This window comes from Bartonella sp. AP58NXGY, assembly GCF_042195785.1.
GTDB lineage: Bacteria > Pseudomonadota > Alphaproteobacteria > Rhizobiales > Rhizobiaceae > Bartonella.
The window spans coordinates 42,459-64,600 of record NZ_JBHIOY010000011.1; the positions used below are offsets into that span (position 1 = coordinate 42,459).

Annotated in this window: 19 protein-coding genes, 1 tRNA gene and 1 pseudogene; 10 read left to right on the plus strand and 11 right to left on the minus strand. The window is 37.8% G+C overall.

The genetic code is table 11. From position 1 onward, the window contains the following. Positions 1–83: 83 nt before the first annotated feature. Together gltA and gltX (ACFINC_RS07590) are read right to left on the minus strand one after the other, a co-directional pair. Positions 84–1,379, minus strand: a complete 1,296-nt coding sequence (gene gltA, locus ACFINC_RS07585; protein WP_375616800.1) for a citrate synthase — start codon at positions 1,377–1,379, stop codon at positions 84–86. 264 nt (positions 1,380–1,643) lie between these two features. Beyond that, the gene (gene gltX, locus ACFINC_RS07590; RefSeq protein WP_375616801.1) at positions 1,644–3,074 is read right to left on the minus strand and encodes a glutamate--tRNA ligase; all 1,431 of its coding nucleotides are present in this window, start codon (positions 3,072–3,074) and stop codon (positions 1,644–1,646) included. Positions 3,075–3,185: 111 nt separating this feature from the next. Between gltX (ACFINC_RS07590) and ACFINC_RS07595 the strand changes: the two genes are divergently transcribed. The 7 genes from ACFINC_RS07595 to gltX (ACFINC_RS07625) all read left to right on the plus strand — a co-directional run bounded on the left by ACFINC_RS07595 (position 3,186) and on the right by gltX (ACFINC_RS07625) (position 13,503). After that, positions 3,186–5,468 (plus strand): ComEC/Rec2 family competence protein, encoded by a 2,283-nt coding sequence (locus ACFINC_RS07595; RefSeq protein WP_375616802.1) that lies wholly within the window; start codon positions 3,186–3,188, stop codon positions 5,466–5,468. Between the two features lie 458 nt (positions 5,469–5,926). Continuing rightward, positions 5,927–6,631, plus strand: coding sequence for a ribose-5-phosphate isomerase RpiA (gene rpiA, locus ACFINC_RS07600; RefSeq protein WP_375610643.1), 705 nt, complete (start codon positions 5,927–5,929; stop codon positions 6,629–6,631). Positions 6,632–6,737: 106 nt separating this feature from the next. Then, a complete protein-coding gene (locus ACFINC_RS07605) occupies positions 6,738–7,295 on the plus strand; it encodes a DUF2059 domain-containing protein (RefSeq protein WP_375610644.1) in 558 nt (185 codons plus the stop codon). 198 nt (positions 7,296–7,493) lie between these two features. Continuing rightward, positions 7,494–8,885, plus strand: a complete 1,392-nt coding sequence (gor, locus tag ACFINC_RS07610) for a glutathione-disulfide reductase (protein WP_375616803.1) — start codon at positions 7,494–7,496, stop codon at positions 8,883–8,885. 68 nt (positions 8,886–8,953) lie between these two features. Further along, entirely contained in the window at positions 8,954–10,333 is a 1,380-nt protein-coding gene (locus ACFINC_RS07615) for a class II 3-deoxy-7-phosphoheptulonate synthase (RefSeq protein WP_375616804.1), read from the plus strand. Between the two features lie 124 nt (positions 10,334–10,457). Beyond that, entirely contained in the window at positions 10,458–12,119 is a 1,662-nt protein-coding gene (locus ACFINC_RS07620; RefSeq protein WP_375616805.1) for an NAD+ synthase, read from the plus strand. A gap of 10 nt (positions 12,120–12,129) precedes the next feature. Next, a complete protein-coding gene (gene gltX, locus ACFINC_RS07625; RefSeq protein WP_375616806.1) occupies positions 12,130–13,503 on the plus strand; it encodes a glutamate--tRNA ligase in 1,374 nt (457 codons plus the stop codon). Between the two features lie 60 nt (positions 13,504–13,563). Here the strand turns inward: gltX (ACFINC_RS07625) and ACFINC_RS07630 are convergent, their stop codons facing one another. After that, the gene (locus ACFINC_RS07630) at positions 13,564–14,967 is read right to left on the minus strand and encodes a DEAD/DEAH box helicase (protein ID WP_375616807.1); all 1,404 of its coding nucleotides are present in this window, start codon (positions 14,965–14,967) and stop codon (positions 13,564–13,566) included. Positions 14,968–15,113: 146 nt separating this feature from the next. Then, the gene (locus ACFINC_RS07635) at positions 15,114–15,887 is read right to left on the minus strand and encodes an NAD kinase (RefSeq protein WP_375608554.1); all 774 of its coding nucleotides are present in this window, start codon (positions 15,885–15,887) and stop codon (positions 15,114–15,116) included. 267 nt (positions 15,888–16,154) lie between these two features. On the opposite strand from ACFINC_RS07635, the gene ACFINC_RS07640 reads away from it, so the two are divergent. Beyond that, positions 16,155–16,231: transfer RNA gene (locus tag ACFINC_RS07640), tRNA-Arg, on the plus strand. Between the two features lie 911 nt (positions 16,232–17,142). Here ACFINC_RS07640 and ACFINC_RS07645 read toward each other — a convergent pair. Next, positions 17,143–17,334 carry a hypothetical protein gene (locus ACFINC_RS07645; RefSeq protein WP_375616808.1) on the minus strand — a complete coding sequence of 64 codons (192 nt, stop codon included), beginning with the start codon at positions 17,332–17,334 and terminating at the stop codon, positions 17,143–17,145. Between the two features lie 418 nt (positions 17,335–17,752). After that, the gene (locus ACFINC_RS07650; protein WP_375616809.1) at positions 17,753–18,283 is read right to left on the minus strand and encodes a transcriptional regulator; all 531 of its coding nucleotides are present in this window, start codon (positions 18,281–18,283) and stop codon (positions 17,753–17,755) included. A gap of 325 nt (positions 18,284–18,608) precedes the next feature. On the opposite strand from ACFINC_RS07650, the gene ACFINC_RS07655 reads away from it, so the two are divergent. Both ACFINC_RS07655 and ACFINC_RS07660 read left to right on the plus strand, forming a co-directional pair. Next, positions 18,609–18,890, plus strand: a complete 282-nt coding sequence (locus tag ACFINC_RS07655; protein ID WP_273788906.1) for a type II toxin-antitoxin system RelE/ParE family toxin — start codon at positions 18,609–18,611, stop codon at positions 18,888–18,890. Positions 18,891–18,908: 18 nt separating this feature from the next. Continuing rightward, positions 18,909–19,208 carry a HigA family addiction module antitoxin gene (locus ACFINC_RS07660; protein WP_375616810.1) on the plus strand — a complete coding sequence of 100 codons (300 nt, stop codon included), beginning with the start codon at positions 18,909–18,911 and terminating at the stop codon, positions 19,206–19,208. A 54-nt stretch (positions 19,209–19,262) separates the two neighbouring features. Here the strand turns inward: ACFINC_RS07660 and ACFINC_RS07665 are convergent, their stop codons facing one another. The 5 genes and pseudogenes from ACFINC_RS07665 to ACFINC_RS07685 form a co-directional block, all read right to left on the minus strand. Then, the gene (locus ACFINC_RS07665) at positions 19,263–20,300 is read right to left on the minus strand and encodes a tyrosine-type recombinase/integrase (protein ID WP_375616811.1); all 1,038 of its coding nucleotides are present in this window, start codon (positions 20,298–20,300) and stop codon (positions 19,263–19,265) included. A 2-nt stretch (positions 20,301–20,302) separates the two neighbouring features. Then, complete coding sequence (locus ACFINC_RS07670; protein WP_015857131.1) at positions 20,303–20,551, minus strand: hypothetical protein; 249 nt, start codon at positions 20,549–20,551, stop codon at positions 20,303–20,305. 124 nt (positions 20,552–20,675) lie between these two features. Continuing rightward, positions 20,676–21,221: a hypothetical protein gene (locus ACFINC_RS07675; protein WP_375610752.1), complete on the minus strand. Its 546-nt coding sequence runs from the start codon at positions 21,219–21,221 to the stop codon at positions 20,676–20,678. A 108-nt stretch (positions 21,222–21,329) separates the two neighbouring features. Then, positions 21,330–21,953 carry a lambda exonuclease family protein gene (locus tag ACFINC_RS07680; RefSeq protein WP_375616812.1) on the minus strand — a complete coding sequence of 208 codons (624 nt, stop codon included), beginning with the start codon at positions 21,951–21,953 and terminating at the stop codon, positions 21,330–21,332. A 1-nt stretch (position 21,954) separates the two neighbouring features. Further along, positions 21,955–22,142, minus strand: a pseudogene (locus ACFINC_RS07685) (recombinase); the annotation flags it as partial.

Here is a 22,142-nt window from a genome sequence, read left to right on the forward strand (position 1 = left end):
TTATAAAAATCCTTAAAAGATGCTTTTTGATCACTTTCAATAAAGCCTCAGTAAACTGAAGCTTTATTGATTGATTTATCTCTTTAATTTACACGTTCATCCATAGGAACATAGTCACGCATAGCATAACCTGTGTAAAGTTGTCGAGGACGACCAATTTTTTGGGCAGGGTCTTCAATCATTTCTTTCCATTGTGCCACCCACCCAACACTGCGTGCTAATGCAAAAAGAACAGTAAACATTTCGGTTGGAAAACCTAAAGCTTTTAATGTAATGCCGGAATAAAAATCAACATTGGGATAAAGCTTTTTCTCAATAAAATATTCATCACTTAAAGCAATTTTTTCAAGCTCTATTGCAATATCAAGAAGCGGGTCATCTTGAATGTTGAGTTCTTTTAAAACTTCATGACAAGTTTTTTGCATGATTTTTGCACGTGGATCATAATTTTTATAGACACGATGCCCAAAGCCCATAAGGCGGAAAGGGTCATTTTTATCTTTTGCACGTGCAATAAATTCAGGAATTCTTTTAATAGAACCTATTTCTTGTAGCATTTTTAGACATGCTTCATTGGCACCACCATGTGCTGGTCCCCAAAGGCATGCAACACCTGCTGCAATACAGGCAAACGGATTAGCACCTGAGGATCCAGCAAGACGCACTGTAGATGTAGAAGCATTTTGTTCATGATCTGCATGAAGGATAAAGATTTGATCCATCGCCCGGGCAAGCACTGGGTTTATTTTATATTCTTCACAAGGAACAGCAAAGCACATATGGAGGAAATTTGCAGCATAACTAAGATCATTGCGTGGATAAACAAAGGCTTGCCCGATACTGTATTTATAGGCCATAGCCGCAAGCGTTGGAACTTTTGAGATAAGACGTACAGAAGCAATCATTCTCTGGTGAGGATCTGTAATATCAATAGAGTCGTGATAGAATGCAGACATAGCACCAAGGCAGGCAACCATGACGGCCATGGGATGAGAGTCACGACGGAAGCCGTGGAAGAAACGTGAAAACTGCTCGTGAACCATGGTATGCTGCATAATACATCGATCAAAGTCGTTTTTTTCTTTCTGTGTTGGGAGTTCACCATAAAGGAGAAGATAACAACTTTCGAGAAAGTCTCCTTTTTCAGCCAATTGGTCGATAGGATAACCACGATAAAGCAATATGCCTTTATCACCATCAATATAAGTAATTTTTGATTCACAAGAAGCTGTTGAAGTAAAACCAGGATCATAAGTAAAAATATCGGTTTTTTTGTAGAGAGAAGCAATTTCGATGACTTCAGGTCCACTTGTGCCTTTACGCAGGGGAAGTTCTACTTTTTTATCATTCACAATAAGATGTGCGCTATTCTCAGACATTCGGTATTCCTTTCAGATCCTTCGCTTCTAAAAATTAAGACTCTGCTTCATCAGAGTAGGAGATATACAATAACTGAAGCTTTTCTTACTTATACTAAGGGCAGATTGCCTCTAAAAGTGAGTACATGCAATCTAAAATATTTCCTTAGTGATCATTATTACTCAATACAAATTGTATTTCAATGATATAACATAAAAAACTCTTTTAGATAGCGTTGAAATATTTGTATAGAGACCCGTTTGAGGAGATATACTCAGTACATATCATGAGTATATTGTTGTGATAAGTTGGTCTTTGATGCGATGAAGGGATTCATCGCGTCCTAATAAAATAAGGATATCTAAAACACCTGGCGATGTTGCACATCCTGTAAGAGCTGCGCGAAGTGGTTGGGCGATAGATCCAAATTTAAGATTTTCTGTTTGGGCATAAGAGCGAAGAGTTTCATCTAAAGCTTTTGTATCCCAAGAGGGGCAAGCTTTCAGAGCAAGATAAAGAGTGTTTAAAATGGTTCGTCCATTTTTATCTAAGAGCATTTGTGCTTTTTCATCAAGCTGTAATGGTCGTTGCGTAAAAATGAAGGCGGCATTATCAATCAATTCGCACAGTGTTTTTGAACGTTCTTTCAAATGTGGGATTGCTTTTAAAAATTGAACACGGCGTTTTTCATCAAGTCTTTCAATGGTTTGTACTCCCCTATTGGTTTCTGGTAGAATATCAAGAGCGGCATCAAAAAGGTCTTGATCATTGCTCATGCGCATATAGTGTCCGTTAATGGAATCGAGCTTTTTGAGATCAAAACGAGCAGCGCCTTTGTTAATATCCTCAATATCAAACCAAGAAATCATATCTTCAAGTGATATAAGTTCGTCATCCCCATGACTCCACCCTAAACGGACAAGGTAATTGCGCAAAGCAGCAGGAAGATATCCCATGGTTCGGTAAGCATCAACACCAAGCGCACCATGCCGCTTTGATAATTTTGCGCCGTTTTCACCGTGGATAAGAGGAATATGTGCCATAACAGGAATATCCCATCCCATTGCTTTAAAGATGATTGTTTGTCGGGCTGCGTTGGTAAGATGATCGTCTCCACGTATAATATGTGTGATGCCCATATCATGATCATCAACGACAACAGCATGCATATAGGTAGGTGAACCATCAGAACGCAAAATAATAAAGTCATCGAGATCTTTATTAGGAAAACGAACATCACCTTGAACACGGTCATGTACTATCGTTTCTCCCTCTTGGGGGGCTTTGATGCGGATAACAGGCTTAACACCTTTAGGAGCTTCAGAACGATCACGGTCCCGCCAACGTCCATCATAACGTGGTGGGCGCCCTTCTGCACGGGCTTTTTCACGCATTTCAGCTAATTCTTCAGGTGAAGCATAACAATAATATGCTTTGCCATTCTTGACCAACTGCTCGGCAATTTGGCGGTGACGTTCTGCGCGTTGGAATTGTGAAATGGGGAGACCATCATAACTAAGACCCATCCAGTGCAAGCCATCTATTATGGCTTTTACAGCTGCTTCTGTTGAACGCTCCCGGTCTGTATCTTCAATTCGTAAAAGCATTTTTCCACCGGTATGTTTTGCATAAAGCCAATTAAAAAGAGCAGTACGAGCACCACCAATGTGAAGGAAGCCAGTGGGTGAAGGGGCAAAACGAGTAATAACAGACACGAATATTTTCCTTTAAACTAAGATATTACTTATGGAACTTTATAGAAAAGTCATGTTAGCATAAGTGATGGGGCGTGCAATAGCCGTATTGCGAGTTAAAGTGGGGGGCTGATGTTTTATAAAAGTAAAGTTAAAGAGGGTTTATCCGAAAAATCTGTTACAGAAAGAAAAAAGCCATGTCAGATAGGGCAGAGTGTTTTTTTTAGGTATGATGATGCAAAGAACGGTAGCTATAATCAACAAAAACTTTTTTTATTGACACTCTTAAAAGAAGTAATCATTTTTTTTCGCAAATGGTTAGCGGATTGTATCAATAAAGAGGTTGCTTTTGGTATCCGTTTTTCGTTGATTTTAGTCTTTTTTTCTCTAGGAATCATTTTTTATTTTCATTTAGAACAGGAGCCAACTTGGGGACAATTGGGGGCGTTGGTCAGTATTTTTCTGGGAATATTTTATGGTGCACGTTTTTATCGAAAAATATGGATTCCCGTGGGATTTCTGTTTTGTATTATATTGGGTGCTTTAGCGGCAAAAATAGAAACGTGGCGTATTGCAACACCCATGTTAAGCAGTGACATTGTCACTACATTGACGGGAAGAATTGTTTCTATTGAGTCAGGAGCCAAAGGAGGATTTCGTTTAGTTTTGGATATTTTGAGCACAGAAAAGCCCATATTACGCCGTAGTCTTCATCGTGTTCGTTTATCAGCAAAATATTTGCCATCTGGCTTAGCGGTTGGTGATGGACTGCGTGGAAAAGTTAAGATTCGTGCATTCTCTGGGCCGGTGCGTCCAGGAGGCTACGATTTTAGTTTTCATAATTATTTTAAAAGAATTGGGGCACAAGGCGTTTATTTAGGAAAACCAAGAAAAATATCCGTTTCGCAGCCTGATGGAATATTCGCTATCATTTTACAGAAAATTGAAAATTTACGCACGAAGATGACACAAAGAATCCGTATAGCCCTTGACGGAGAAAAGGGGAGTGTTGCAGCTGCTCTCATAACAGGGCAGCGTGCTGGTATTTCAAATGAGACAAATGAAGCATTACGTACAGCTGGATTAGCCCATATTTTATCAATATCAGGTTTACATATGGCGTTGTTAAGCGGCATAGTTCTTTTGAGTATCCGTAGTTTTTTAGCATTTTTTCCAGTTTTTTCTTCCTATTATTCCAGTAAAAAGTTTGCTGCTATCGTTGCGTTTATGATAACAGCTTTTTATTTGTTATTGTCGGGCTTAGCAATATCAGCGCAAAGAAGTTTTGTGATGATTGCTGTTATGTTGGTTGCTATATTGTGTAATCGCTCTGCTATAACAATGCGTAATTTTTCCATTGCAGGGTTGATAACTCTGGCAATGACACCCCATGAAATATTAGGTCCTAGCTTTCAAATGTCCTTTTCTGCGACTGCTGCTTTGATTGCTTTTTTTGATTGGTGGAGTGGAAGATCATTTTTTCGTAAAGGAAAAACAACTTCCTCTTATGTTGGAGGAGGAGTGATAAATTTTGTTTTCTTATCGATTCTTTCAACGTGTGCTTCTTCCTTTGTTGCAGGGAGTGCAAGTGGAATTTATGCTGCTTATCATTTTTCTAATATGGCATCTTTGAGCATTATCAGTAATGCTTTTGCTTTGCCTGTCATCTCAATTTTTGTTATTCCATTTGGATTAATCGCAGTTCTTGCAATGTTAGGAGGATTTGAATGGCTTCCCCTTCAAATTATGGGGTTTGGAGTTGATCTTGTGATAAAGATTGCACATGCTATCAAGGCTATTTCTCCTGATTTGAATCCTGGTTTTATGCCGTTATCTGCGTTGATCTTACTGAGTATAGGCTTGGTTGGATTGACTTTTTGCAAAACACCTATCCGACTCTTTTTTAGTTTTTTTATTTTGGTTGGTATTTGTATTTGTGTGATGCATTCACCTGTACAACTGATGATCGCAGATAATATGCGTCTGGTGGGTGTTATCCATGATAAAAAGTTATATATTGATCGTTACCATATTTCTAAATTAACGTCATCCGTATGGAAAAAGTCATTCCGTGTGAATGAAATGATTAAACCAACAAAGTATGGGCCTTCATTGCACGGACAATTTATTTGTGATCGTCATGTTTGTGCATCCTTATTGGATAATGGATTAAAAGTTATCGTTTTACAGAGAGAAACAGATCAATGCGTAGAGGCAGATATTCTTATTCAAACATTTACAATTGCGATGCATAATCCAGTATGTCACAAGAAGGCAAAAATAATATTTACCCCTCAACAATTGTTATCACGAGGAAGCGTGATGATGACCAAAAGTGGGGATATTATTTGGTCTTCTCTAGGGTTTCATAGACCATGGAATATGCATAGACGGTATGCACAAAAAAATATATAATTTAATCGCATTTTTCTTCATATCTGGACGATGACAAAACGGAAAAGAATAGAAGACTTTTTTGATAATATTTTACGGTATTTAGATTGGTAAATTTATCAATGTCATTGAAACGAAATAATAATCTACAGTTTCTAGAAATAGATGATTTTTATATCTGATCATTTTAAATTTTTCAAAAAAATTGCTATGTACATCTTTGTACATCCTATTGATAGCACAAGATAAATCAAAAATTCTTATTGAATGAGAAAAATGCTAACAAATTTTCTCAGAGAAATAAAAAAGATAATTGTTGATTATTCTATTTTATTCTTATCATATATTTCTATAATGAGTAACATCTGTTCAAGCAAAAATAACGGTAAGTTTAGAAGATTGAGTCAGGTAGTTACCTTTTATTATCGGCGGTAATAGGGGGAGTGAGTACTGCTTGCGGATAAAAGGTGAAGTCATTCATGAATGTTCAGCAGTTAAAAAAAATGGCAGCTGTTAGAGCGCTTGAATTTATTGAGGATGGTATGCGGCTTGGTATCGGATCTGGTTCGACAGTCAATGAATTTATTCGTCTTCTTGGTGAGCGTGTTGCGGATGGTCTGCGTGTGACTGGTGTTGCTACCTCACGATATTCTGAACAGCTCTGTCGTAAGTTTGGAGTTCCTGTTAGCACTTTAGAAGAAATACCTGAATTGGATCTTGATATTGATGGAGCAGATGAAATTGGTCCTCAGATGATGCTCATTAAAGGAGGAGGTGGAGCATTGTTGTATGAAAAAATTGTGGCATCGGCATCCCGTGAAATGCTTGTCATTGCTGATGAAACCAAGATAGTAAAAAGACTTGGTGCTTTTGCACTACCGATTGAAGTTAATTCATTTGGTATCCATACAACACGCAAAGCCATCGAAAAAGTTGCTGATGATTTCGGACTTTCTGGAGACATTATATTGCGAATGAATGGAAAAAATCCTTTTGAAACAGATGGTGGTCATTTTATTCTTGATGCATTTTGGGGATGCATTCTGCAACCCCAATTATTATCAGAGGCGCTTCTTGCCATTCCTGGCGTTGTTGAGCATGGTCTTTTTTTGGGGTTGGCTTCACGTGCAATTGTTGCTATGGCTGATGGACAAACAAAAGTTTTAGAACCATTTGATTTTTAGAAAAGATATTTACATGATGATATACTAGCACAATAAAAAAGGGTCTTAAAGACTTTAGGTAGAATAACAAATTTAAATTATAATTAACTATCAGGGTAATCATTAAATGAGAATAATATTTTCTTTTCCGCGTTTTGTCGCATATTGGGGTGCAATTACCATTTTTGTTGTGAATATTGGAATGGTTCATGCACAAGGTGTGAGTGATCAACATTTGGATTCAGCGCGAAAGGCGATCAGATCCATTCATGCAACGGATCAATTTGATAATTTTTTACCAAATGCGGTTCATGATTTCAAAAATGAACTAATCAGTGATGATCCGAATTTGGCAACAGCTATTTCTGATATTGTTGATAAGCAAGCGCTTGCTTTAGTTAAAAGGCGCTCTGATCTAGAAAAAGAGATTGCTCATGTGTATGCAAAATATTTTACTCAAAAAGAGCTTGATGCCATTACAGCATTTTATAATTCTGATACCGGTAAAAAGTTTTTGACAGAAGTCCCCAATATTGCACGTGATTCCTATTCTGCATTTGATGTATGGCGTTCTGCTCTTATGCAAGATCTTGTAGAAAATGTGAAAAAAGAGATGTCTGAAACACTTAATTTGAATAATTCTACTATACCTACAAAATCAGGATCTCCAGAAAACAAAAAATAGTTTGATTGATATCATGACTGCAATAGGCGATTTCTGATTTTTGTAATAGCGGCGGTTTTTCCGCCGTTTTTAATCTTTTAATAAGAATAAATCCTTTAAGAATATTGCTTAAAATGCTTCTTCAAAAGAAAAAAGACTTTTATTTGATAATAAATGATCTTAGCCTATTGTTTGTAGATATGTGAGAAGGATTAGTTCGTGGGTTCTTTTGATTTTGATTTATTTGTTATTGGAAGTGGTTCTGGTGGGGTGCGTGCAGCACGGCTTGTGGGAGCTCTTGGTAAGCGTGTCGCTATAGCTGAGGAGTATCGTATAGGGGGCACTTGTGTTATTCGTGGTTGTGTTCCCAAAAAACTTTATGTTTATGCGTCACAATATGCCAAAGAATTTAAGAAAAGTGTTGGTTTTGGGTGGGAATATGCGGATCCAATTTTTAGTTGGGAAAAGTTGGTTGCAGCTAAAAATAAAGAAATATCAAGGTTAGAAGGGCTGTATCGTAAGGGATTAGAAAATAACAATGTGCATATTTATGAAAGTCGTGCTACTTTTATAGATGATCACACATTAGAGCTTTCTGCCACGGGTGAGCGGGTAAGTGCAGAAAAAATTTTGATTGCAACAGGGGCAAAACTTGCACCAAATACGTCCATAGAAGGCGGTGAATTTTGCCTTACTTCTAATGAGATTTTTGATCTTAATCAACTCCCAAAATCAATAGTGATTGTTGGTGGAGGGTATATTGGTGTTGAATTTGCTAATATTTTTCATGAATTAGGTGTAAAAACAACACTCCTTCATCGTGGTGATTTAATCCTTCGTAATTTTGATCATGATTTGCGGCAATTGCTCAGCGATGCAATGATTGAAAAAGGGATTTCTATTCTCTATGGTATAACAATTTCTAAAGTACAGGCTGCAGAAAATTGTTATGAAGTTGTTTTGTCAAATGGGAAAATAATCAGTGCCGATCAAATTATGTTGGCTACGGGGCGTGTACCAAATACAACGGGTTTAAGACTTGAGCGGGCAGGTGTTAAGGTGAATGAATTTGGTGCAGTTGTTGTTGATGAGAAAATGACAACAAATATCCCCCATATTTGGGCTGTTGGTGATGTAACAGGTCATATTCAATTAACACCCGTTGCGATACATGATGCAATGTGTTTTGTTAAGACAGCATTTGAGAATATTCCCACAACACCTGATCATGATTTAATTACAACGGCAGTTTTTTCTCAACCAGAGATTGGAACGGTTGGTCTTTCAGAAGAGGAGGCGGTAAAGCGTTATAAGCGTCTTGAAATTTATCGTACAGTTTTTCGTCCTATGCGTAATGTTCTTTCTGGTAGTTCAGAGAAAATGCTTATGAAACTCATTGTTGATGGTGAAAGTCGTATTGTTGTGGGCGCTCATATTTTAGGGGAAAATGCTGGTGAGATGGCTCAGCTTATAGGGATATCTCTCAAGGGTAAGCTGACGAAGGATATCTTTGATGAGACGATGGCAGTGCATCCAACGATGGCAGAAGAATTGGTAACGATGTATAAACCAAGTTATATATATGAAAATGGAAAGAAAATAGAAAATTAAGCAGCATATATTCTGGTGAAAAGTTTTTGATATGCCAAGCTGTAAGTTTAGTCTTTAGAGAGGGTGTAATGATAAAAGAATGGGGGCCTGGCTCTTGGAGAGAAAGGCCAATTAAACAAGTTCCGACTTATCCGGATAAGTCTATGTTAGAAGATGTTGAACGAAAACTGAGAAGCTATCCGCCTTTAGTTTTTGCCGGTGAAGCACGTGATTTAAAAAATGAATTAGCAGCTGTTGCAAAAGGACAAGCTTTTTTATTGCAAGGTGGTGATTGTGCCGAAAGCTTTGCAGAACATGAAGCTGATAATATCCGAGATTTTTTTCGTGTATTTTTGCAAATGGCGATTGTTTTAACCTTTGGTAGTTTTAAGCCTGTTGTTAAAATTGGTCGTATTGCTGGTCAATTTGCAAAGCCACGCTCTTCTGATATCGAAAGTAAAGAAGGGGTTGAACTTCCTGCTTATCGGGGGGATATTATTAATGGCATTGAATTTAGAGCCGATTCTCGTATTCCGGATCCGCAACGGATGTCCATGGCTTATCGCCAATCTGCGGCAACACTTAATCTCTTGCGTGCTTTTTCACAAGGTGGCTATGCTAATTTAGAAAATGTTCACACATGGATGTTGAGTTTTGTTTCTAACAGTCCGCAGGGGGAACGTTATGAATTATTGGCAGAGCGTATTTCTGAAGCAATTGATTTTATGCGTTCTATAGGGATTACATCTAAAACGCATTCTTCATTGCGTGAAACATCTTTTTATACCAGTCATGAAGCACTTTTACTTGGTTATGAAGAGGCTTTGACGCGAATTGATTCAACTTCAGGAAATTGGTATGCAACATCTGGCCATATGTTATGGATTGGAGACCGTACACGTCAGATTGATCATGCTCACGTTGAATATTGTCGTGGTATCAAAAATCCTATAGGATTAAAGTGTGGCCCTTCCATTGAGCCTGATGAGCTTTTAAGATTAATTGATATTCTAAATCCTGAAAACGAGCCAGGTCGGCTTACCCTTATTACGCGCTTTGGTTATGATAAGGTTGAAAGTTATCTACCTAAACTCATCCGCGCCGTTGAACGCGAGAAGCGTGCGGTTATATGGTCATGTGATCCAATGCATGGCAATACAATTACTGTTAGTGGTTATAAAACGCGTCCCTTTGATTATGTTTTAAAAGAAGTCGAGAATTTTTTTGCTGTGCATCATGGAGAGGGAACTTATCCAGGAGGCATTCATATTGAGATGACAGGTCGTGATGTCACTGAATGTACCGGTGGGGCACATGCTATTTCTGTGGACGATTTATCTGATCGTTATCATACGCAATGTGATCCACGATTAAATGCAGATCAATCGTTAGAATTGGCGTTTCTTGTTGCGGAACTCCTTAAAAAAAATCGTGCCACTGACCCGTTAGCAATTGCCACTGGTGGATAGCAAAAATTTGCCTAATATTTTTATTTTAGGTCATATGACAGAAGAGAATTTTTAAAAAAGCAATATTTCCGATGATTAAAAATAAAGTTGTGGTTGCCAAACTGATGAAGTGATAAAAAGACTTATGAAAAATGATTTTCGGGTAGCAATTGCCCAATTAAATCCTATTGTCGGTGATATTGAGGGGAACTTTTCTCTAGCTGTTATGGCACACCAAAAGGCTAAAGAAGAGGGGGCTGACCTTGTTTTATTGTCGGAGCTTTTTATAAGCGCTTATCCACCAGAAGATCTTGTTCTAAAATCTGCTTTTACAAAAACATGTGAAGAAGCTGTTAAAAATTTAGCAAAAATAACCGTAGGCGGACCAGGAATTGTCATTGGTCTTCCATTAAGGCGTAATGGCAATGTTTACAACGGTCTCATGCTTCTTGATGAAGGGCGAGTTATTGCTGAAAGCTTAAAGTTTGATTTACCTAATTATGCCGAATTTGATGAAAAGCGTTTATTTTCTTCAGGTCCACGTCCTGAGCCTATTGTTTATCATGGAATCAAATTAGGAATAGTCATTTGTGAGGATCTATGGAATGATTTCTCTCTGAGTACAGAGCTTAAAGATAAAGGAGCGGAAATTATTCTTGTCCTTAACGGATCTCCTTACTATCGTAATAAAACTTTAAAACGTATAGATGTTGTTCATACGCAAGCTCTACGATCTGGGGTACCAATTATTTATGCTAATCAAGTTGGTGGTCAAGATGAGCTCGTTTTTGATGGCGGGTCTTTTGCCTTGAATGGGAAAGGCAAAAAAGTGTTTCAAATGAAACACTTTGAAAGGCAGATAGCTTTGAGCCATTGGCAACGAACAACGACGGGATGGAACTGTGTTTCAGGTCCTGATGAAAGTCTTCTCAATGGATTAGCAGCCGATTATCAAGCTTGTGTTTTAGGCTTGAAAGATTACGTTAATAAAAACGGCTTTAAGGATGTTATTCTTGGCCTTTCAGGAGGAATTGATTCAGCCCTGTGTGCAGCAATGGCGGTGGATGCTCTTGGTGCTGAGAGGGTTCGCACCATTATGATGCCTTATCATTTCACTTCGCAAGAATCATTGAAAGATGCCAAAAAATGTGCTGATCTTTTAGGATGTCATTATGAAATCATACCGATTGCACAACCTGTTGAGGCTTTTTTAAAGACAATGGCACCTGTTTTTTCAGGGTTACCCTCTGATGTAACAGAAGAAAATCTTCAAAGTCGCATACGCGGTACACTTTTGATGGCTCTTTCGAATAAATTCGGATCAATGGTGGTAACGACAGGCAATAAGTCAGAAATGGCTGTAGGATATGCAACACTATATGGGGATATGAATGGCGGATTTAATCCTCTTAAAGATGTTTATAAAATGCAGGTTTATGCATTAGCTGAATGGCGCAATAAAAATCACTTGCACAATTTGAGAGGACCAGAAGGACTTGTCATTCCATCCAATATTATAGAAAAAGCGCCTTCTGCAGAGCTGCGAGAAAATCAAAAAGATGAAGATTCTCTTCCGCCTTATCCTATTTTAGATGATATATTACAATCTCTTGTAGAAAATGACATGAGTATTGGCGATATTATTAAACGTGGGCATCCACGGGAAACTGTTGAGAAAGTTGAACAGCTTCTTTATGGTGCCGAATATAAAAGACGACAATCTGCACCCGGTGTAAAAATCAGTTACAAAAATTTCGGACGCGATCGTCGCTATCCCATAGTCAATCATTTTCGCGATAAAAATTGAGTATTATTTTATGGTTAAAGTTCGTTTTGCTCCCTCTCCAACAGGTTATATTCATATTGGCAATATCCGTATTGCGCTTTTCAATTGGCTTTATGCGCAAGCGCATAAAGGAGAATTTATTTTGCGCTATGATGATACAGATGTTGAACGTTCTAAACAAGAATATATTGATGCTATTGCTGTTGACCTTGAATGGCTTGGTATTCAACCAGATTCAATTTATTACCAATCTAAGCGATTTAATCGATATGATGAAGTTGCGGAAATTCTCAAACAACGCGGGCTTCTTTATCCCTGTTATGAGACTGCAGAAGAATTAGAGCGGCGTCGTAAAATCCAGCTTTCACGCAAATTGCCTCCTATTTATAACCGTGCAGCATTAAAATTGACAGCAGAAGAGAAAAAAAACTTTGAATCTCAAGGCCGTAAACCCCATTGGCGTTTTCTTCTTCCTAATTTTGAAAGTGATCCTTTACAAACAAAGCGAACAGAAGTTTGCTGGAATGATGCAATAAAGGGAAAGCAGACGATTGATTTGGCTTCTCTTTCAGATCCTGTTCTTATTCGTGAAGATGGAAGCTATCTTTATACATTGCCGTCTATTGTTGATGATGTAGATATGGCTATTACGCATATTATTCGTGGGGATGATCATATTACAAATACAGGCGCTCAAATTGCTCTTTTTAAAGCTCTTAATGCAGAATTACCGATTTTTGCTCATACCAATTTATTGGCGACAGTTTTAGGAAAAGGATTTTCAAAACGTAATAATGATCTTTCTATTCGTTCTCTACGGGAAGAAGGATTTGAATCTATAGCTGTTCAATGCCTCGCCGTTTTGATTGGGACATCACAAAATGTACATCCCTATCCCCATCAAGCAGCGCTTTTAGAGCATTTTAATTTACAAGATACATCAAAATCTGTTGCAAAATTTGATATTGCTGATCTTCTTTCTTTGAATAGTCATCTTGTTCATGAACTAAGTTATAAGGACGTTAAAATGCGCCTTAAAAAACTTTCTATTGAGGGAGATAAGGCGGAATATTTCTGGAACGCGATAAGAAGTAATATTGATAAAGTCAATGATGCTGTTTTATGGTGGAAAATCATTCATGATGAACAGAATTTTGATACAGTAGCACTAGAGGATCGTGCATTTATGCATCAATCACTCGATTTCTTACCTGAAGGTGCTTTGAATGAGGAAAGTTGGAAAATTTGGACAACAGCATTAAAAGAAAAAACAGGTCGGAAAGGAAAGTCTTTATTTATGCCATTGCGTCAAGCGCTTACGGGCATGGATCATGGACCTGAAATGGGAAAGCTTTTGCAACTTTTAGGGCGTGAAAAGGTAATAAAAAGACTCTCTAAGAAATAAGGGAAACTTTTAAAAGACATCTTTTATTTACTTTATGCTTACAGAGAGTAAAGGACGAGTCTATCTACGCGTTTTTATAAGCATGAATGCAGGAATATCATCACCAAATCCAAGAGGCGTGTAGTTCTTATTTTTTCGTGAGCGTTGTTGCTCAGATGGCTTCTCCTTATTATTTGCATTTTTGATATATTCTGTTTTATTCTCTTCTACAGATTTTTTAGTGTGAGCAACAGGCTCTTGTGGAGCAGTTTTCTTTGATGATTTTAAGGGCTTTTTCTTTACAACAATATCTTCTGTTTGATCATCTGTTATTAAAGTCGAGAGATCTCCATTGAGCCATTCAATTTTTTCATTACTCATTTCCTCAATGGCATTGATATATTTTTGATCAGCTTTTGTGACGATTGTAAAAGCTTTTCCGCTACGATTTGCACGCCCTGTACGACCAATTCGATGGATATAGTCTTCAGCATGTGTAGGAACATCATAGTTAAATACGTGGCTTACGGCTGGAATATCGAGACCACGGGCTGCAACATCAGAAGCAACCAGAAGTGTAAGTTTATTATTTTTAAAATTGGCTAGGGTGTTCATACGTGAATATTGGTCCATATCCCCATGCAATGCACCTACATTAAAGTTATGTTTAATGAGTGATCTAAGAAGTTCAGAGATATCCCTCTTGCGATTACAGAAAATAATAGCATTTTGAAGCTCGGCACCTTCATTTTGGATAAGTTCTCGTAAAACTGCTCTTTTGTCCCATGATTTATTTCCAGATTTAACAAGCCGTTGTGTAATTGTGGTCGCTGTTGAGGAAGCTTTTGTAACTTCAACAGATACCGGAGAATGTAAAAATTGTTTCGTTAGTTTTGTAATTTCTGGTGCCATTGTTGCAGAAAAGAACAAAGTTTGACGTGTAAAAGGTGTTAGTTTACAGATGCGTTCGATATCAGGAATAAAGCCCATGTCCAACATGCGATCAGCTTCATCAATAACAAGGATTTCAACGCCCATCAGGAGCAATTTACCGCGCTCGAAATGATCAAGAAGGCGCCCTGGTGTTGCTATAAGAACATCAGCTCCTCGTTCAAGTTTGCGATCTTGGAGTTCAAAAGATACCCCACCAATCAAAAGAGCAACATTTAAACGATGATTTATTCCGTATTTATCGAAATTTTCTTCAACTTGAGCTGCAATTTCTCTTGTTGGTTCTAAGATGAGCGTACGGGGCATTCGTGCTCTTGCACGACCTTTTTCAAGGAGAGTGAGCATAGGCAATACGAAAGAGGCGGTTTTACCCGTTCCCGTTTGAGCGATTCCTAGAACGTCTTTTCTTTGAAGGACGTGAGGAATTGTTTCACTTTGAATAGGTGTTGGAGTTGTATATCCCGCTGATTTTACAGCGTTAACAACCTTTGCGGAAAGACCTAAATCATCAAAACTGTTTAAAGATGGTATCATTTTTTTATCAATTGCTCTGTGATTTTAATTTTGCTATCTAAATGATGAGTATAACCAATATCCCCCACTCTTAAAGAGTTTTAAGATGCTTTCACAAAAAAACTAACTATAACAACCATATACACATAAAACGCACAATACAATCATTAATAGCGAAATTGTTCTGATAAAATGCGTTCATCCCATGAATGATTTGAGTCAAAAAGGATTGAAGCTGTTACTTCTGTTGCCATTGAAATAGTAACTGAATGGACAGATTTAACTTCAACATTATCAGCAGCAGCGTTAACAGGGCGTTTGTCAGGTTCAAGCATATCAAAGCGCACTGTTACTGTATTGGGAAGCAATGCTCCATGCCAACGCCGAGGACGAAAAGGACTAACGGGAGTAAGAGCCATAAGGGGGGCCATAAGGGGTAAAATAGGTCCTTGTGCTGATAAATTATAAGCGGTTGATCCTGCCGGTGTAGCGACGAGGACTCCATCACAATTTAATTGTTCCATGCGCACGTTGTTATCAATGGTGATACGAATTTTTGCTGCTTGATAAGATTGCCGAAAGAGAGATACTTCATTAATTGCAAGAGCTTCAATAGATTCTTGACATTCAGCTTTTGCAATCATGCGCAGGGGATGGATTTCTTTTCTATGAGCGACAGCAATACGATTAGGTAATTTTTTTTCATGAAATTCATTCATAAGAAATCCTACAGAACCTTGATTCATGCCATAAATGGGTTTGCCTGTATTCATGACGTCCCGTACGGTTTGTAACATTGTCCCATCACCACCGATTGCAACAACAATATCAGTTTCTTCCAGAGAAGAATGACCATAAACGGAAATTAATTTATGGGTAGCTTTGAGAGCTTCCTCAGTTTCTGCGGAAACAAAATGAAAGCGACTTGGTAATGTAATCATTTAGAAATTATCCTGATACTTACAGTTTATATTGTAACTTATTTTTTGAAAGTTTTGAAGTTGTAATAAAAGCTCTTTTAATAATAAAAGGAGTGTTGAAGACAAAAAAGCTCTTTCAAGATAAAGTATCATTGTAGAAAAATAAAAGGGGTGCGTAGTTAGATAATTTACAAATAAGTAATTTTTTTATTAGAATGGTAATTTAGCATTGAAGCTAAGAGGATGATTAGTTAAAAGATCACAACTAATTTTAATAATCGGTTTTAAGCACCCGTAGCTCAGCTGGATAGAGCGCTGCCCTCCGAAGGCAGAGGTCACAGATTCGAATTCTGTCGGGTGCACCAAACTTTTCAATTTCATATCATCCTAAATAACAACATTCTTCAAAAAGAAGCAGATTTCCTCTTTATGAAAATGGTCATTTGAGTTGTTCATTAAGTTTTTAGCGAATAAGTGAATGATTTTAAGAGAAGTAAAATTTTACAGTTGCGTATATAATTTTTCGCTTAGTCATTTTGAATATCGAGATAAGAAAGCAGGATTATCTAAATGCGCTTTCAATTTAACTACAAACATATATAACAATACATATTAATTAAATATGTTATTGTACAATTGATCCAGCGATGTTGACAGTAGATCGTTAAATATATTATTCTGGTCATTAAAATAGATAGTTCAATCCGCTTTTATTCTTAGAGCTATGCTGAGATGAAACGCCGATGAGAAATACCACCAGTTAAGGAAATAATAATCGTTAAGATTTGAATTGTTTCAAAATCGCTATGGTTTTTACATAAGGCTTTGTACTAAGTTAGAAGAGTTGAGATTAGGTAAGAATACGCGATAATTCATTATTTTTATAGCTATTTTACCTTTCAGTGCGCGTTTTGTTAAAATTTATTTTGACACTTAAAATTGCAAAAATCGGAATTTAGGGAAAAATTGAGAACTGATGACTCGTGCCAGCAAAGCTGGGATTGACGAATAGTATTTAGAAGCTTTTAGCATTTATGCTGCCAAAGCGGCTATGGCTTTTGATATGAATGGGGGATTAGATTGGTGAATGCTTTGCCAGATTGCGCAATGTCTTCAAACTAAATCAAGTTCAGATCACAATGAAATTGCGTGTGAAGGAAATAAAAAATCAAAGGTGTACCTTGCATTTTGATCAGTTGTTATGTTTTCTAAAATCAAAATGCAATGTCTGCACTTTGGGTGGGAGAGAGGAATAGGGACAACTTGTCCTAATTGCTTAAAGAACAATAGGATCAAGTTGATCCAATTGCATGAGTACAGCAATAGGGTAGTGTTTACCCAATTCCTCAAAGGAGCAACGGTGCAAACGTTGCACAAGTGCAGACTGAAGAGCAATGCGGTCAAGTTGACCCAATTGCTTAAATGTTTCTCTCTTTAATAATATATCTGAATAATGTGTTTGGGACATGGAAAAATTCTCAGTCAATTTACTCTAAAAGAGATGAACACATCTTATATACGCTTCTTCTCAAATAATGTGATTCCGACTCAAGAACGTATCATCTCAAATTGCGACCTTTAAGAGAAAAAAATAAAGACGCATTAAAGAGGTTTTAAATGATCTTTGAAAGGTCTTTGAATACCCTGTGAAAAATTTTAAAAAGTCTGTGAAAACCTAAAAAAACGCCTTTGAAGACCCTGTAAAAAATTCGATACATCGTGAAGTTCACTCCAAAATCAGCCAAAAATGACCTAAAAAGCAAAAAAGATATGCGCCATATGGCGCGTTTCTATTTTTCGTAAATATAATTATTTAAAAACAATATGTTATTTCATTTTCTTGATGTAAAGAGAAACGCGCCTGTATTTTTCATTTTAGAGAGGCATTAAGCCGTATCTTGTGTAGTTTCTAGATGTACTCTTTCAGCCTCTAGTTGACGCTTTAAATGGATTTTAAGAAGAGGGAAAGTTGCTTCGACTTCTTCTGTGTCGTTGATGTTTTGAACAAGCTCTTGCAACTTTATACAAAGCTCTGCCGCGAGTTCCGCTATATCTTCAGGGGGGAGTTTTATATTTGCATCGCGATAGGTTGTATAAGCTATGCGACCGAGTTTTTTCATGAGTCCAGCAGGGATAGTTTGTGGTTTAAAACCTGCTATTTTCGCTTTTGCCATGTCACTAAACATTTTGCCTTCACCCGTAACAAGCCAATGAGGATTAATGTTATAGACTCTATGGTAAGCGTTAATTGCTGAGGATGTTGGCTCGTGCGCTCCGATTTTATAATTGGCAAGGGTAGTGCGTTGTAAATTAAGGCGTTGCGCAAAAATACCCCGTTCTTCATTCCCGAGTATTCGCCGTACTTCACGTAGATGTTTTGCGAGTTCTGTTTTTGGTTCTTTTTCAGGGCATGCCAAAAAAAATCACTCCAAATGCCAAAAAACTGTTTACAAAGACACCGAACCTTTAAAAAAGTCATATAAAATCAAAAAGTTATAGCACCATAAAAGTGCTGTGGCGGAGGGGGTGGGATTGCTATATTTATATAAAATCAATAAGTTATATAAAAGTTAGGGAGTTTTGATTCCGTTGATTTTATTAACTTATTTCTCTGTCTATCCCGAACCTTTTTATAGCTTATTCTCAATCATTTTATCCAAATATGCAACCAGATTTTCTAGTATCTTGCTTGACTCTTATTTTTATTAATCGTATAGTGTTGGTATACGATAAGGGGCGTTAATGGCAATTGTGAGTTTCAAGCATAAGGGCTTAAAATTATTTTATACAACAGGTTCCACAAAAGCTATTCGACCAGATCACGTAAAGAAATTACGCGTCATCTTGACGGCTTTAACAAGTGCTACGACGCCCGAAATGTTGAAAGCACCTGCCTTTAAAATGCATCCTCTTAAAGGTGAACTTACAGGATACTATTCTATATGGGTGAATGGAAATTGGCGTGTTACTTTTCGCTTTATAGGAACAGATGTGGAGCTTGTTGATTATCAAGATTACCATTGATGAAAGGAACGAAAACAAATGATGCATAACCCCGCACATCCGGGCGAAGTTTTAAAAGTAGCTTTCTTAGACGAAATGGGGATAACAATACAAAAGTTAGCTGATCATCTCCATATGACAAGAGCTTCTCTATCAAGAGTGATTAACGGTCATGCCTCTATGAGTACCGAGCTTGCAATTAAATTAGAACTAGCTGGTTTTAGTAAAGCAAAATTTTGGTTGGATATGCAAACGAATTATAATTTATGGCAAACAATGCAACAGACACAACCACCTATTTCTCCTCTGGTTTCTGATGCACCTCAAACGTCGCTTTGATTTCGTTTATAATTTTGACGGGGCTTTAGTTTTTTTTAGTTGCCGCCCGTTGCTCTAACCTTTTTGAAGTTTTTTAATGGCTTCTATTGCAAGGCGTTTTCTATCGGCTGTTTTGGTATAAAGAGATGCCATTTTGTCTTCTGACCAGCCAAAAAGCGCTTTCATTTGGGAAACTGTAGCACCAGCATTGGCGGCGCGTGTTGCTGCTAATTTTCGCAAGCCGTGAGCTGATTTTTTAATCCCTGCTGCATTACATGCTTCACGAAAGAGGTTGCCAAAACTTTCTTTGACAAGCTTATTTCCACCTTTACCACAAATAAATGTTTCATTACCTATGGGACCAATTTTAAGGGTTTCCTCTAGTTCTGGTAAAATAGGAAGAAAAACATCTGTTTTAAATTGGCTCTTTTCTGTTTTGAGATAAATGATATTATCTTTGACGTCTTTCCAGCCGATACGAACGGCATCACCACGACGCAAGCCTGTATAAAGAAGAACATCAATCCAGACGCGTTCATGTGTACCATGTGACCAACGGTGATAATATTTGTCTATGTCCTCTTCTAGCCATGGCAGTAATCCCTCACTGTTTAAAGATTTTGGTGCTTTTATATTAAAGGCAGGATTTCTATTTAAAAGGGCATTATCAACCGCCCAATTAAAGAGACCGTTTAAAGAGGTCAAAAAATGTTTTGCCGCCGCGGGGGTCTCTCGCCTTCTGTCTACGGCTTCAAGAATGTGTTGTTTGTTTATGCTTTTATATGCACGATCACCGATATGTTTAGAAACATTATTCAGAATTCGATATTTAACTTTTTTAGTAGATTCTGATTGATTATGCCATTGCATGCTTTGTAAATACTGATGCAACAACCAATCGAAAGACCCTTCTGTGAGTCTGGTACGCCTCTTTGTTTTGGAGGAGCCATTTTGAGCTTGTTTAATAGCCAGCGTATAATTATCAACAAACTCTTGCGTTCCATAGGTTCCTTCAATCCGAAACCGTGGTCCATGACCAATACGTATATACCATATAACTTTACCATGGCGTGTACGTTCACGAACAAGATGCGGCGGACGGCGTTTTGGCATGGCTAAAACTTTATACCGTCGACAGAGGGGCAACTTTTGCTGGTCTCGTAGTCTTCTTGCTCGTTTTCAAGTGGTGGAAAATCGTCAATGCTATAAGTATTATCTGTCGTTGTTGGTGTTATGGTTTTATTGATATGAATTAATAATTCCCCTGTAGGTTTGATTTCTATGAGTTCACATCCTTGTTTTTTAGCTTCTCTTAAAGCACGAGCAATAGCTGGTTGCGTGATAGTAGGTGGGCGGTGTGGCATGTTTATTCCCCTTCATTGAGATGTAATTCCCCCGTGGCGTGAATCACGCTGGTGTTAAAATCTTTGTTTTTGTTGCTAGAAACGGCTTATAGAGATACTATAAGATTAGTCGTTCGTTATTTTCTCATCTGGTTTTTTCTCTAGTTGAGATTCTTCTATCGTCATCAATCCAGTCGTTCCAACATACACATGCATCACCGTAAATTTTTGCATGACCGTAAATATGCGCATCACCGTAAACTTGTGCATTGCCGTAAACACGCGCCCTATCGTAAATGTATGCCTCTTCGTAAACTTGTGCATTGCCATAAACTTCTGCATTATCAAAAACGTTCGGTTCACCGCAAATATATGCATCACCGTAAACTTCTGCATGACCGTAAATGCATGGTTCATCGAAAACTTCTGCTTTGCCATAAATACGAGAATTGTCGTAAACCTCGGCATAACCGTAAACATGTGCATTTTCGTAAACCTTAGCATCATCATAAACCTTGGCATAACCCCCAACCCAGCAATTGCCATCATGACTTAGATTGTCTTCTTTCTCGATATAGCCGCCAAGATCACCTTTCTTGACGTCCCCCAAATCTCTCAATGCACGAATGCGGCGGAGCGTTTTGCGCCCAACTTCGATTGTTTCATCTGTCAGTTCGTATTTCTTTTCCATGGTTTATTTCCTTGATTTGCGTACAATCCACCCGTGGCGTGAATCACGCATTACTTGAAAGTGTTAAGAAGGGTGGGGGTGCGGGGAGGAGAGAGCACCCCCATAGGTTTAAGCAGCTTTTGCCAAAATCTTTTGCATCTCTTGTTCTATTTCCCCTAAAAAGATTTCGACAGCTTTATTAATCTCTTCAATGTATTGCTCATCACGGTTGATGCGTTTGATTTTCATTCTCAAACCAGTAGATCTGCCTACAAAGTTTGGATTATAGCTCATGAAATGACACCATTTGCGTCCTGTGCACGCCATTTGGAATTGCATTTGTGCGATATATTCAGGCTTGATTTCGTCATATATAAAGAAGCGCAAATGCGTGGTTGATTGTGGGCATTTGACTTCGATTAAACCGTCCTCTCCAATGAACCCATCAGGACTAGCCCCCGCCATTTCCATTTTTGGGTGGGGGATAAACCCGCATCTTGTGACTTCTGCGTCATAAATGAATTCATATTCTCTCAAGGCATTCTCTTCATGTTCAATGCCCCATTGCATAGCCGCGGTTGTATAAGATTGGCTTATTTCACCTATTAAGCGTTCTGTCATGAGTTTGATTTTGTAGTCTTCATATTTGCTTGTAGGCAAACCTTTTGCTGTCTTACTGAGTATATTGTAAACGTTTGAAGCAGTGACTTTTCCTAAGCGCGCTTGAAACCATTGTGCTGTTCTTTGTTCCATTTCACACCGCCGTTTGTTGTTGAGTTGGTGCATATTCAATATCTTGTATAGGTGCATCTAATTGCTCTTGTTGTGCTTTATTCATTTGCTTTCGCTGCTTTTTTTTCAAAGCAAACAAAGCGGTTTGTGCTTGTTTAAAAGACATATCTTTTAGATTTTTTACTCCTATGAAAGAGAGAAGCCTACTTT